8 protein-coding genes are annotated in these 13,596 nt (G+C 55.0%); 2 read left to right on the top strand and 6 right to left on the bottom strand.

Annotated elements, in window-relative coordinates:
• Positions 1–33 precede the first annotated feature (33 nt).
• The 6 genes from GURA_RS09310 to GURA_RS09335 form a co-directional block, all read right to left on the bottom strand.
• Positions 34–2,754 (bottom strand): Ig-like domain-containing protein, encoded by a 2,721-nt coding sequence (locus GURA_RS09310; RefSeq protein ID WP_011938731.1) that lies wholly within the window; start codon positions 2,752–2,754, stop codon positions 34–36.
• A 118-nt stretch (positions 2,755–2,872) separates the two neighbouring features.
• A complete protein-coding gene (locus tag GURA_RS09315) occupies positions 2,873–3,907 on the bottom strand; it encodes a cytochrome c family protein (RefSeq protein WP_011938732.1) in 1,035 nt (344 codons plus the stop codon).
• A gap of 24 nt (positions 3,908–3,931) precedes the next feature.
• Positions 3,932–4,405 carry a hypothetical protein gene (locus GURA_RS09320; protein ID WP_011938733.1) on the bottom strand — a complete coding sequence of 158 codons (474 nt, stop codon included), beginning with the start codon at positions 4,403–4,405 and terminating at the stop codon, positions 3,932–3,934.
• The gene (locus tag GURA_RS09325; RefSeq protein WP_011938734.1) at positions 4,402–5,697 is read right to left on the bottom strand and encodes a hypothetical protein; all 1,296 of its coding nucleotides are present in this window, start codon (positions 5,695–5,697) and stop codon (positions 4,402–4,404) included. Before GURA_RS09325 ends, GURA_RS09320 begins: the two co-directional genes overlap by 4 nt.
• A gap of 321 nt (positions 5,698–6,018) precedes the next feature.
• Positions 6,019–7,389, bottom strand: coding sequence for a sigma-54-dependent transcriptional regulator (locus GURA_RS09330; RefSeq protein WP_011938735.1), 1,371 nt, complete (start codon positions 7,387–7,389; stop codon positions 6,019–6,021).
• Positions 7,390–7,416: 27 nt separating this feature from the next.
• Positions 7,417–9,915, bottom strand: coding sequence for an ATP-binding protein (locus tag GURA_RS09335; protein ID WP_011938736.1), 2,499 nt, complete (start codon positions 9,913–9,915; stop codon positions 7,417–7,419).
• A gap of 183 nt (positions 9,916–10,098) precedes the next feature.
• Here GURA_RS09335 and GURA_RS09340 point away from each other — a divergent pair, with 183 nt between their 5' ends.
• Complete coding sequence (locus GURA_RS09340) at positions 10,099–11,940, top strand: UbiD family decarboxylase (protein WP_011938737.1); 1,842 nt, start codon at positions 10,099–10,101, stop codon at positions 11,938–11,940.
• Between the two features lie 38 nt (positions 11,941–11,978).
• A complete protein-coding gene (locus GURA_RS22780; RefSeq protein WP_011938738.1) occupies positions 11,979–13,520 on the top strand; it encodes a toll/interleukin-1 receptor domain-containing protein in 1,542 nt (513 codons plus the stop codon).
• The last annotated feature ends 76 nt before the right edge of the window (positions 13,521–13,596 follow it).

Genomic DNA, 13,596 nt, shown 5'->3' on the forward strand with positions numbered 1-13,596 from the left:
CCCTCTTTGTTTTATTAAGACTAAGCGCAATGATTAGAAGTTGGTTAAACCCACAACCTTCCTCAGAATGACCAGAACATCACCTGTATCGATCTTCCCATCCGGTGTCGGCACGCCGCTTATTAACGGAGCGACATCGCCGCGCAACAGTTCATCGCTGGTTGCCACGTCAAATCCCATGGCTATGCGCATCGCCTTGAGCGCATCAACGAGGTCGGGTTTACCGCTGCTGCTGTTGATGTCGCCGTTCCGTGTGTTGTTGCCTGCGGCATCGGTTGCGCTGATGTTAAGCGGTGCTGCTTCGCTGCCGGTCAGGGTTACGCTCCATGAGCCGCTATTGTCGATGGTGGCAGTGGCGACCACGGTGCCGTTTTTGTCTTTTACCGTCAACACCGATCCCGTGTCGCCGCTTCCGGTTATGAGCGTCGGTGTCTGAGTTGTGACCACCAGGTTCGGCGGGGTAATCTTGTAAAAGAGGGTGCGGAAGGTCGTAGTGGAATTGCCGAGCGCATCCACGGCGGTAATAGCCAAGGTGTACTTATCTTCGGTTGATAAGTTCGGAGTTATGCCGAAGTCGCTTCCCTGCGGCTGGAAGTCGACCGGGATACTGACACCGTCGATGGAGGCCGATACGCTCTCAGCGACGGTAGTGCCGGTTACAGGGAAGTTCGGGTCGTTGGTCATGCGGTCCTGTGGCGGTGAGGTCACCGCCAGTGGCGGTTTTGTCAGGTCATTGAGGAACACGGTGCTCTTTGCGCCGGCTGTTTTGCCGGTCAGGTTGTCGGTGGTTGCCGCCTCGATGGTATAAATGCCGACCAACTGGTTAAGGCTGACCGTTGTGGACCAGGTAGTGCTGTTGAGAGAAGCTTGTGCAATTCCGTTAACTTTTACCACTGTCGTGCTGTTGGCAGGTGCCGTGCCGCTTACCGTCACGGTAGAAGTATTGATGTTGGCCCCGTCCGTCGGCGCGGTTATGGTCACGGCCGGACTTGCCGGATCGTAGGTGATGGTTCTCGCGTCGGTTGTCGTATTGCCGAGCGGGTCTGAAGCGATGACGGTTATGGTGTTTGAGCCTCCGCTGAGAAGCAGGGCGGTGCTGAACACTCCATCCACCGTATTTGCCGTCTGGCCGTTAACCTTGACAGTGGAGACGGCAGGATCGGTCAGGCCGGTGACATTGAGTATCGATGAACTGGTCGTGCTGTTGGAGCTTATGGTTGAAACCGTCAGGGACGGAGGTGTGGTGTTCATGGTTATAATTACGCTCGCGACGGCGCTGTCGCTTCCCGCTTTGGAGGCGGTTACCGTAATCAGGGTATCTCCTGCAATCAGACCGGTAATGGTACTGCTCCAGGTGGTAGGCGTCGGATTTGAAACCGGACCGGGTGTTGCCGCGGTATTACTGGTTATCGCGATGGTTGCCCCCGCATCCATGGTGCCGGTGATGGTCTGGGTAGGGCTGTTGGTCGGTGTTGTCACCGGGTTTATGGCCAGCGTTGTCGCCAAGGGGTTGAAGGTGACGGAGACTTTCTTTTGACTGGTATTGGCAGCCCGGTCTGTGGCCGTGACCGTGATTTCGTTTGCTCCGTTGACCAGGCCGGAAATGGTGCTGCTCCAGGTTGTAGGCGTCGACAGGACGACCGGTGCGGCTGTGGCGGCTGTATTGGTCGTAATGGTAACGACCGCCTCCGCTTCCACCGTTCCGCTGATGGTTACGCTGCTTGAGCTGGTGATTGTCGGCGGGGGGGCTACGAAAAGCGTCGGTGGTGTTGTGTCGGCGATTGGAGTGGTTCCGCCGTTGATGCCGTAAACTGTCAGGTTGCCGAACCCATTGACGACCAGCAGTCGGTTGCCGAGGGAATCGAATAAGACGTCCGACGGAACGACAAGCTTGCCGTTCGCAGTGCCATAGTTGCCTATGAATCCAAGCTGTGTGCCTGTACCGGCTGGATCGAGTACCTGGACATTGCTTTGGAAGGAATCCACAACGTACATCCTCATTAGTACGGGAGAGGTATCCTTGCTGTATTCGAAGGCTACAGCCTGCGGCGAAGTAAACTTAAGCGGGCCGGAACCGGAGGAGCCTATCGATTTCAGAAAAGTGCCGGCAGTATTGAAGAATTGAACCCGGCCGTTAAGGGTATCCACCACTGCCAGTTGTTTGGAGCTCTTCTCAAAGGTTATGCCGGTCGGTATGGAGAACTGTCCCGGAAGTTTTCCCGTGGTGCCGAAACTATTGGCAGGCTTGCCGGTGGCGGCATTACCGGTGGTTACCGTGGTGCCGGCAGCATTGAATACCTGAATGCAATTGTCGAGGCTGTCCACCACATAAATGAAGCCTGCGGCATCCAGAGCGATGCCGTTGGCCATTTTGAACTGCCCGGCGCCTTTACCCAGCTTGAACTTTTCCTTGCCTGTATTGTCCAGTACGGAGACAAAAGTCCCCTGGCCGACAATCAGGTCGCCTCCTTGGGTCACGGCAATTCCCTGGGGTGTTTTTACCGGGAGGGTGGCGATCAGACTGCCGGAACTGTTGTATTTAAGGATTCCGCCCCCTCTCGGGTCGGTCAGGTAGAAATTGCCGAACTGGTCGGTGGCGATTTTGATTGGAGCGCTGATTCCCGTCTTTATCGGCGGATCTATGACTTTAACCAGCGGCGCTGTTGCGCTGAATGCCATTTTGACAGGTAAGATACACGTGAGCGCAGACAAGATGACGCCCAGAGTTATGAGTTTTCTTGAGACAGCTGTCATAATGCAACGCCTCCTGGCTTTTCTTTGTAGCACGTCGATCCGTAGGGGTAGACACATTCCATTGCAAACAAGGTTCGAGAATCTATGTTTGCGCTAATACGCATGCAGTCATGCATTGCTACCAGTTTTTGGTTCCATGGCAAACGCCGATCGAGAAACCTGATGGAAGTTGACCCGGAGAGCAGGTTGCGGTTGCGCCGTTTTTGGTGTAATTGACCGGACCCCTGATGGTCAGCTGCGGGTTCAGTTCAAATGTTGAGGGGGTATTGAGCCCGCTGAAATGTGACGCGCCGCTGCTTGTTACGGACATATCATGACAATCGGTACACACCAGACCTACTTCCGTCAGATGTTTGATGTGCTCGCCTGAGAAAAAGCTGTTGTATTGGGGTGTCTGGAAAGCCGTGCCGGCGGTGTGACACTGGATGCAGTCGGTTCCCGGATTGATTTTGCCGGTGCGCCAGACAGGGGTTCTCACTCCGCCGTGGCAACTGACATTGCTGCAGGAATTGTCGGGATTGATTGTTGCCGTCCCCGTCTTTGCACCATAGGCCGGTAAGAACGCCACGGTAAGTTGTTTGCCGTGACCGGAGCTGCCGCTTCCTCCGCCATTGTGGCAGGTGCTGCAAACATCGGCAACTCCTGGCAGGGCGTTGTGCTTGCGATGGGCGCCGGATATGTTGGGGAATACCGCCCCCTGCGGCGGCTTGTTATGACAGGTTATGCAGGTGCCGAGAACGGGAAGAGAGCCCGGGGTAAGCAATAAATGGCATTTTGAGCATGCCGGTGCATTCGGTCCGCCGCTCAAGGTGGCTCCGTGGCAGGGGGTGCAGGCATTCCCCAGGTTTGGCGCCTTGTTGTGCTCAGGCCAGGGGACAGGATGGGGGCCGTTGGGATGGCAGGTTTGCGCACCGAGATTGACGGAAAAGCAGCTTACCTTTGCTATGCCGCCGGTAAGGTCGGCGCCGTGGCACTCCCCGCACTGCCCGGGATTTCCGAGGTACAAGGGCCCATGTTTCGACACCCAGCCTGTCGGGTGTTGACCGACGACGTCGAGAGCGGGGGCGTTATCGTTTGCCTTGCCGCATCCCCACAGGGAAACAGAGATTATGGCGGCTACCAATATTTTTATGAGTACGCTTGGTTCACGCATTAATTCTCTCCCGTTCACCATTCACTATTTGTGACAGGTAATGCACTGCTCGTTGTTTGCTCTGCCGTGGCAGCGGTAACAGCCTGTCGGGTCTATCTTTCCTTCGATCTTGTGTCTGGTCAGAAAATCGCCGCGATGGACCAGTTCCCGGTCGGGACGGTTGCCGTATTTAACGGGCGGCTTGATTTCCAGCTGGTTTGCGTGACAGTCGTTGCAGAAGGATGCGACATGACAGACCCCACAGATCTTTTCGTCCCTTCCGGCAGAAAATTTATGATCTTTTATAAAAATATCATCGTGATTGAATGCCGCGTAAGGTTTAAGCGTTCCTTTGAGCTGGGCCTCATGGCATTCGGAGCAGACCGGTCTTCCTTCCGGCAGTGCTTCAGGATGGGATGGGGAAACGCTCGTTTCCGTGGAAAAGAGATGACTGCATGCGGTGATGAGCATGATGCAGGTTATCAGCGCCGCAGGGATAAAGAGCTTTTTGCAGATCATTTGCCGGCTCCTTTGTTGGTATAGTTGTAATTGTAGGTCAGTCTGAGCACGCCCCTCAGGTCTTCCGTCATTCTCGGGTTTTCGCCGTAGCTCAGGTCGCCGGAGAGTGCCAGATTGGGCATTATCCGATAACCTATGGATGCGATCGCCTCGAATGCAGTTTTTCTGCCGTCTATGCTGTCGTCGAAGATGTGGGAGATGGCGTCGAGGCTGCCGAAATACCGGGCCTGATCGTAAAGGGCGTAACCGCGTACTTCATGAAAGGAATTGATGCCGCTGGCCGCATCGAGGCGATGATAAGAGAAGCCGGACCTGAGCTTGTTGTTCGCCAGCGTGAGTCTGAGCTCTGCACCGAAGCGATTGGAATTCCCTTTGCTGTCGCGCTGATAACGCTTGTAATCGGCAGTGACCTCAACCGGTTTGGCTATCGTGTAGGTGACGCTGCCGCCATAGGATTTGAATTTGTCCCCCGCATCGGGATTGAACAGGGAACGGAGGTTCGTGTCTGAAAAATAGTCCTTGAGATTGTACTGGTTGAATAGAGCGCTGATGATCAGCGGCGTGGAGGGTCTCACGGTAAGGACGTAACTGTTTTCGGATATGCCGCTGGTGGCGGTGTTGTAGAAGGTCCGGCCGCTCAGTTCCACCATTTTGTGGGGGCTCAGCCAGATGTCCCCCCCAACCAGTTGCCGATAGTCTTTGAGATCGCTGTTCGGACCGTTCCGGTCCATCCCCCCTTCGTGGACGATGGATCCGCCCAGCTCAAGGAGACCCGCATAACGATAACTGAGCCGGCCGCCGACGATATAGTTACCCTTGTTGTCGTTGGCCCGATCGAGGGTGACCGGTGTGCCGCTGAAAAGAGATAGCGCCAGTCCCTGGTATGTCGGGAGCAGGTCGGCCCTGGCGGAGATGCCGTTGATCGATTCGACTATGCCGCCTTCATAGATGAAGAACCGGCCGGCTTTTATTTCACCGTTTGCCTTTGGGAAGTTGTAACGCAGGTAGCCGTAGGTGAGGTCGCCGTCGCTTTTACTGCCGTCAGTGCTCTTATCCGCCAGATCGAGTCTCCCCCAGCCGTAAAAATGAAAGGAGAGGTTTTCGTCGCCGATTCTGTCCAGATCCGCCCCAAGAAACTGGGTGGCAGGCACCAGAGTCTGCTTGTTAAATTCGGGGATACTCCGTTCTTCGAACCTGAACAGCGTGGTCGAGTTGATTGCTGCATCGGTTGCCATGGACAGCGTCGGCAGCAGTGAAACAAGAAAGACAATGGTACTCGCGAGAATCTTCATGGATACTCTCCACTTGCGCATAAAATCTAAGCTTAAAAATTTTACACGCAGATTCCTCGCTGTCAATACAGTATTGGCGGGCTTTAATTGTAATTATTGTTAATTAAATGGCTGCTGGGTGGGCTTTGACAAAGGAATGTTTGGAAAAGATCCATAGCCAATCACTCCTGGCAAACCTCCGGGTTGTTGCAGATCTCGATAAGAGCTTCCAGGCGAAAATCGGCCAACTGTGCTGGCTGATTTTCGCCACAATTGAACAGCGTTAAGATTGAAGGGGGGATACTGCGATCGGCAACCGAAGATACAGGAGGTTCCCGGATGCTACAGGTTAAGCTTCGTCATTTTGTAGCGCAGGGTTCCGCGTGGTATCTTGAGGATTTGCGCGGCCTGAAGCACATTGCCGCTGCTTTTTTCCAGTGCGGCGCGGATCAATCTCTTTTCGAACCGTTCGACGGCCTGTTCCAGGTCAAGGTCCTCTTCGATGGGTTCCAGGATGTGTGCACCATTCCTGTCGGCATCTCCTGCGTTGATCTCGATGGGGAGATAGGAGGGCAACAGTACCGGCCCTTCGTGCATGATGCAGATCTTTTCGATGACGTTTTTCAGTTCCCGGATGTTTCCCGGCCAGGAATACGACTCAAGCAGCTGCAGCGCTTCCTTTGAAATCTCCTGAAAATTGCGGGAAAAGGTCTTGTTGTATTTTTCCAGGTAGAATTTTGCCAGGACCGGGACATCTTCCCGCCGCTCGCGGAGGGGAGCGATGTGGAGCGGGAAGACATTGAGGCGGTAGAAGAGGTCTTCCCGGAAAGTCCCTTTCCTGATTGCATCCTTCAGGTTGCGGTTCGTGGCGGAAATCAGCCGGACGTCGATGTCGATGGTTTTTGTCCCGCCGACCCTGCGGATCTTTCTCTCCTCAAGCACCCTGAGCAGTTTTGCCTGCATGGTCGGTTCCATCTCGCCGACCTCGTCGAGAAAGAGGGTCCCCTTGTTGGCTTCTTCGAACAGGCCCGGCTTGCGCTGCCGTGCATCGGTAAACGCGCCTTTTTCGTGGCCGAAGAGTTCGCTTTCCAGCAGATTCACCGGAATGGATGCACAGTTGATCTCGATGAAGGGCGCATCCCGCCGGTCCGAAAGGTGGTGGATGGCTTTGGCGACAAGCTCCTTGCCGGTTCCCGATTCGCCGGTCAACAGAACAGTAGCCGCAGTGAATCTGGCAACTTCCTTGGCCTGGCGGACGATCTCCTTTTGGATGGCACTGGCTCCCACCATCGGCACCTTTTCAAAAAGCTCCAGGTCTCCGCGGCGGATGGCGCGCACTTCCCGCTTCAGGCTGTTGGTCTGCAGGGCAAGCTTGACGATGACCCGCAGCGCATCGGCCTTGAACGGTTTTTTCATATAGTGGAACGCCCCCATTTTAAGGGAGTCTACAGCGCTTTCCACCGAGCCGAACCCGGTGATGATGATGACCAGTATGTCCGGATCGATCTCCTTCAGGGATCTCAGGACGTCGATGCCGTTTTCCGTGCCCAGGTTCAGGTCGAGAAGCACCAGGTCGACCTCTTCTTCGGAAACCAGTTCCAGGGCTTTCTTCCCCCCCTCGGCGGACAGGACCTGATACCCTTCCTCGTTCAGTATGCGCTCGACGTTTTCACGGATAAAGGCTTCGTCGTCTATGATCAGAATTTTTTCCATGGGAATCCTTTGTCAGGGCGGTTTCGGCTATTCCGTTTTCAGCGGCAGAGAGACGCTGAAAACAGTCCCGTTTCCCTTGCTGCTCGTTACGGTAATCCTGCCGTGGTGTTCATCGATGATTCTCTGGGTTATGGAGAGACCAAGGCCGGTGCCGCCAGTTTTGCGGGTAAAAAATGGCTCGAACAGCAGGGGGATGTCTTCCGGTTCTATCCCCTGGCCATTGTCGGAGACGTTTATTATCGCGGCATCCCCGGCGAGAGCGGTGGAAATCTCGATTTTACCCCCTTCGGGCAAAGCTCCGAGGGCATTTTTACTGATATTCAGCAGCGCCTGCCTGATTTTCCCCGCATCGAATGGGAACGAAGGGATCTCTTGCAAGGACGAGACCAGTTCGACACCCTGTTTTTCGCATTCCTTCTTGAAAAGGAGCAGGGTGTCCTGAACGACCCGGTTTATGTCACCTTCCCTGAATTCCGCTTTTGGCGGGGAAGCGTAATTCAGCAGGGAAGAGATGAGCCGTTCCACCCGCTCGATTTCTGCAAGCGCCTTTCCCATCATCGCCTGGCTTTCGCTGTCCACTGCCGGCCGGTCATGGAGATCATCCAGCAACAGGGAAATGCCGGTAAGGGGGTTCCGGATCTCGTGGGCAATGCCGGCGGAGAGTTTCCCGAGGGACACCAGCCTGTCCATGCGGATCATCTCTTCCCGCATCTGCTCCTTTTCCGTCTCATCCCTCATGGTTACGGTGATTCCCTTGTCTCCATCGTCGCCGATGGGGAAAAATCCCACTTCGAAATGGCGGGCATTGCCGTTGATTTCGGTGATGAGCGGTTCTCTGCCGTAACCTTTTTCTTTCCTGATCACCCGTGCAATCCGTTCTCCCATGTCGCCCCAGCCCTCGAAGAGAGCAGAGAAATGAACGCCGGAGAGCACATCATCGCCGAGAAACTTTTTCCCGGTGCTGTTTATCGAGGTAAGGAGGCCGTCGGACGAGATGGTAAGAATGGCGCTCGATATACTTTCCAGGATGCGTTCCTTGAAATTCCGCTCTTTCATGATCTGGCGCTGTGAAGCCTGGAGTTCTTCGAGGGTGGTGAGCAGGCTCTCCTTGCGCGATTCCAGTTCTGCGGCCATTTTATTGAAATCGTCCGCCAGTTCTCCCAGTTCGTCGCTGGAACCGACCGGCACCCGGTTGCCCGTTTCTCCGTGGGCAAGCTTTCTTGCTTCAGCGGTTAAGAGGGCGAGCGGTCTGGTAATCCCCCGCGAGAGATACCATGCGCACAGAACTACCGTCAGCGCCGTTATGAAAAGAAACAGTGCGCTCTGCCGGATATGTTTCCGCAGCTGTCCGCTGATGATGCCGCCTCCGGTCTTTGCGGCTTCGTGAAACTGGTCGACCTGGAAGCCGATGGTGACCGCGCCGAAAATGCCGTGCTTGGCATAATCTCCGGTAGAGTAGAGAATCGGGGCGAATGCCATGACCTTCTTTGCTCCGCCGACGTTGGTGATGTCCGCATAGCCGCCTTTTTTCTCCCTGGCCAGTTGGGCGACAACGGGATATTGCGGATGGATGAAACCTGCGTAATCGAGATTGAAAGGAATCCTCCCCTGCTTCACATCATCGGCGGAAGATGAAGCCGTATAGGGGGGGACCGCTTTTCCCGTTTTATCCATCCCCCGGATATCCCAGAATTTCGGGTGGGTGATAATCCATCCCTCGTCGTCGAAGATAAAGGCATAGTTGCCGCTCTTGTAGGAAGGGAAAACCGTGGACCGCTCCTTGCCCGGCAGGATGTGCTGGGAGAACTCCATGAGATGGCGGTGGTCGAGGGACAAGACGGCAACTCCCTCAAACTTCCCGTCTTTGCCGAACAAGGGGGTGGCAAAGCGGATCACCCCCCGGAACGTTTTTCCGCCGAAGGCGTTTTCCGGGTCGGTTGCTCCGGCCAGCTGCTCATCCTTGGTAATGTGGAAGCCGGTCACGCGGGATACGTAAATTTCCCCTTTTTTCAGCCGCGCGGCACGGCTGAAGTACTGCTCGTTTTTGAACTCCGTGTTGGCGGGGATGGAAACATCGACAAGCCTTTCGCCCGGCACGACTCGGCCGTCCGTTATGGCAAAACGCTGTCTGCCCTTTTTGTCTATGATCTCCAGGGATGAGTAGCGAGGGACCCATTCCTTCACTTCCCGGGGAGCGGCTGCACTCCCTTGCCGATACCAGATCTCGCCGTTCCTGCTTTTGTAGAAAGAAGTGAGAATCTCCGGCGCACGGGGGAGGGACGCCACCAGCAACAGGTCCGCCTCGCACCCCTTGAGGAATAGGGTTATGTATTCGGCTGTCTGTCGCGCCCGCATCTCCAGGTTTTCCGACGCCTGAAGATCGGTCGAGTCCGCGATCCTTTCGGCAAGTTTTTCGCCTGTTCTGCTCAGGTTGAGGAAAAGAATGGACGAGGAGCAGAGCAGCGGGATCAGGGAGAGGGTCAGCATGGCCAAGAGGATTTTTTTGAAAAGGGTATGTTTTCTCAATTGTTTCCTTTGGGCTAATTCATGATTACAACTTACTACAGGTTAAATCACTCGGCAGATGAATGCAAGTGTCATCTGGAGAGAGGTAACGGGGCGTTTTTCGTTGACTTGCCCGGATAGGTGCATTAAAGAATATAGGCTACGGCATGAAGCCGAATCTTCCGCTTTTGCAGGTTATCTATCATGGGTTATCGGACTTTACAGGAATGTGTCAAGGACCTTGAGTCCACCGGGAAGCTCCTCCGCATCAATCTGGAGGTTGATCCGAATCTGGAAATGGGCGCCATACAGCGGCGGGTTTACCAGGCGGAGGGACCGGCACTGCTCTTTACCAACGTGAAGGGGTGCCGTTTCCCCATGCTCGGCAACCTGTTCGGTACCCTGGAGCGGACCAGGTACATATTCAGGGATACCCTGGATGATATCCGGCGCCTGGTGGAGATGAAGGTCAACCCCATGGCGCTCGTCAAAGATCCCTTCGGTTATGCGGGGACAGTTCCGGCGGCCCTTCATCTCCTGCCGAAGAAGGTTTCCGGCGGTCCCGTTCTTGCCAACAAAACCACCATCGACCAGTTGCCGCAGCTGAAGTCATGGCCCGACGACGGCGGGGCGTTCATCACCCTGCCGCAGGTCTACTCGGAGAGCGCGGCAACTCCCGGCTTGCGCCATGCCAACCTGGGGATGTACCGGGTGCAGCTTTCCGGCGGCCAATACCGGCAGAACGCCGAAATAGGCATCCACTACCAGATCCACCGGGGGATCGGCGTTCATCACGCCGAAGCCTTGGAGCGCGGCGTGCCGTTCCGAGTCAACATCTTCGTCGGCGGGCCGCCGTCCCTGACGGTGGCTGCGGTCATGCCGCTCCCGGAGGGGATGCCGGAGCTTTCCTTTGCCGGTCTGCTGGGAGGGCGCCGGATCGAGATGGTCTGCCGCCCCGGTGAGTTGCCGATGCCGGCACAGGCCGATTTCTGCATTACCGGAGTGATCGATTCGGACAAGACCCTGCCGGAAGGCCCGTTCGGCGACCATTTGGGCTATTACAGCCTCGTCCACGATTTTCCCGTGCTGCGGGTGGAAAACGTCTATCACAGAAGCGACGCCATCTGGCCCTTTACCACGGTCGGCAGGCCGCCGCAGGAGGATACCTCCTTCGGCGCGTTCATCCATGAGCTGACCGGTCCGCTGATCCCAACGGTCGTTCCCGGGGTTCACGCGGTCCATGCGGTCGATGCTGCCGGAGTCCATCCGCTGCTGCTTGCGGTAGGGAGCGAGCGCTACGTCCCCTACGCTCCGGAGCGGGAACCGCAGGAACTGCTGACCATCGCCAACGCCATCCTCGGCCAGGGTCAGCTCTCACTCGCCAAATACCTCCTCATTTGCGCTCAGGAGGACAACCCCTCCATCGACATTCACGATATCCCGGCGTTTTTGCGCCACATCCTGGAGCGCGTCGACTGGCGGCGCGACCTTCACTTCCAGACCCGTACCACCGTGGACACCCTCGATTATTCCGGGACCGGCCTGAACAAAGGCTCCAAGGTTGTGATTGCCGCCGCGGGTGAGAAGCGGCGCGACCTGGCAGTCGAGCTACCCGCCGGCTTCCGTCTCCCGGACGGATTCGGCGAACCGCGTATCTGCCTGTCGGGTATCCTGGCGGTGCGGGGTCCGAAATACGCAGCCGGACGGGAGTGTCCTGATCCGCACATGGAGGCTTTCTGTCGTTATTTTACCGACAACGATCCTTTCTCAGCCTTCCCGCTGATTGTCGTGGTCGATGACAGCGAGTTTACGGCGAGGACCTTGAACAACTTTCTCTGGGTAACCTTTACCCGTTCGAATCCGTCTGCGGACATTTACGGCATCGGCGCCGTTACCGCCTGCAAGCATTGGGGGTGCAGCGGTCCGCTTGTCATCGATGCCCGCATTAAACCCCATCATGCGCCGCCGCTCATTGATGATCCGGCAATAGAAAAACGGGTCGATGCGCTTGGGGCTCCAGGCGGTCCGCTGTACGGGATCATCTGAGGTTAAGCATCTTGGAAGCCTGAAAAGCGAGGTCGAAAATGGCGGAAGAAACACAAATTCCGAAGGTGTTTATCTCATATTCGCATGACAACCGCGACCACAAGAGATGGGTGGCTGAACTCGCCTCTGCACTAAGGTCTAATGGTGTGGAAGTCATCTTCGATCAATGGGATTTAGGCCCCGGTGACGATGTTCCAAAATTCATGGAGCAGTCCGTTCGTAGCGCAGACAGGGTGTTGATGATATGTACCGAGCAATATGTACATAAAGCTGACGACGGTAATGGTGGGGTGGGATATGAGGCGATGATCGTTACTGGAGAACTTGTTCGGGACTTGGGGACATCGAAATTCATACCGGTCATCCACCAGCCACCCGGAAGTGATTTGCGTCCTGTCTCGGTCAGTACACGATTTTATGTCGATCTTGGGAACTCTGAGACATATGATGAACAATTCGAGATCTTGTTGAGAGAACTGCACAAAATCCCTGCCTTAACAAAACCCCCTTTAGGGAAAAACCTGTTTGCGATCCTCCCCTCCGGCGAAGAATCTCCTGAATATCTGAATCAGGAGCCGACACAAGAGCCCCATAACTCCAAGATTGCAGAGGAAGTTTATAGTGCCGCGCTTTCCATAGCAAAGAGTGGAGATTTTACTGCATGGAGACATTTGGCCAAAGACATTCGGCAATCTGCGATAGATTCTCTTTTGGAATGGAGAAGATTACACGAGCAAAAGCCACCCTCGAATGAAGAGCAGCTTGTAGCGCAAACACTGGAGGCGGCCAAATGCTATTCGCCGCTGGCAGCAATGGCCCTTGCCGGTGTCGAATCCGGTCGTTCAAAGTTTAATAATCAAGTAGCGGTACTGGACGACATTTTGTTTCCGAAGGGATGGAGCCTGAATGGTTTTAAAGACGTTACTAACGTGCCGGAATCAATTGCATTCATTTACCAGGCCTTACATGGCGCAGCGGCAGTCATTACGGATCAACTTCCTCTTGCAATGAAGCTGGCAAAGACGCAAATGGATTTCCCTTTTTGGAACGAGCCAATCAGGCTTTGCGACAACACCGGAGTTATGGGATGGCCCAAGGCATTAGGGCAGAAGGTCACGCCGGTTTGGAATGCCCTATTAAGCCTGCCGGAGCAGTGGGCATGGCTCAATGAAATGTTTGGAGACGACTATAAGGCTGCAATCGGTGCCTATTATATGGCTCTCAGCCTCAATGAATATGCTGAATTGCTCGCATCAGGTAATGCTAAAGTGTTCTTTAGCGGGACTCATAAAAGCCTAGATATTCCTTTATGGTTTCTCAGGCTTGAGGTAGATGATGTTCGCAGAGCGCTACGCCTTCTAACGCAGGATGTTGATGCGGTAAAAAGCATCTGGAGGGTGCATGGTGTTGAAGATGATACAATCGTTCTGAACTGGGCGGATTGGGTAAAGACCTGTACGGGATGGCTTGGAAATGTTTACGGATTTGGCTGTTTCTTTCATGCGAAGGGATATTTTGCCCTGCTGAATAACATATTACCTGAGAATCCACACATACAGCGTGGAGATCTTTTCGTCTAAAGCGAAAAGGACAAGGGGGCGCATTTCAACTCGATACTCTTGTACGTAGTTGAGACACTCCCCTATAGCTCTTGTA

It is taken from the genome of Geotalea uraniireducens Rf4 (assembly GCF_000016745.1).
Lineage (GTDB): Bacteria > Desulfobacterota > Desulfuromonadia > Geobacterales > Geobacteraceae > Geotalea > Geotalea uraniireducens.

Excerpts from the sequence above, each read along its gene's own strand:
- GURA_RS09310 (WP_011938731.1), bottom strand. The coding sequence starts at position 2,754 with ATGACAGCTGTCTCAAGAAAACTCATAACTCTGGGCGTCATCTTGTCT.
- GURA_RS22780 (WP_011938738.1), top strand. The coding sequence starts at position 11,979 with ATGGCGGAAGAAACACAAATTCCGAAGGTGTTTATCTCATATTCGCAT.
- GURA_RS09315 (WP_011938732.1), bottom strand. The coding sequence starts at position 3,907 with ATGCGTGAACCAAGCGTACTCATAAAAATATTGGTAGCCGCCATAATC.
- GURA_RS09325 (WP_011938734.1), bottom strand. The coding sequence starts at position 5,697 with ATGAAGATTCTCGCGAGTACCATTGTCTTTCTTGTTTCACTGCTGCCG.
- GURA_RS09340 (WP_011938737.1), top strand. The coding sequence starts at position 10,099 with ATGGGTTATCGGACTTTACAGGAATGTGTCAAGGACCTTGAGTCCACC.
- GURA_RS09330 (WP_011938735.1), bottom strand. The coding sequence starts at position 7,389 with ATGGAAAAAATTCTGATCATAGACGACGAAGCCTTTATCCGTGAAAAC.
- GURA_RS09320 (WP_011938733.1), bottom strand. The coding sequence starts at position 4,405 with ATGATCTGCAAAAAGCTCTTTATCCCTGCGGCGCTGATAACCTGCATC.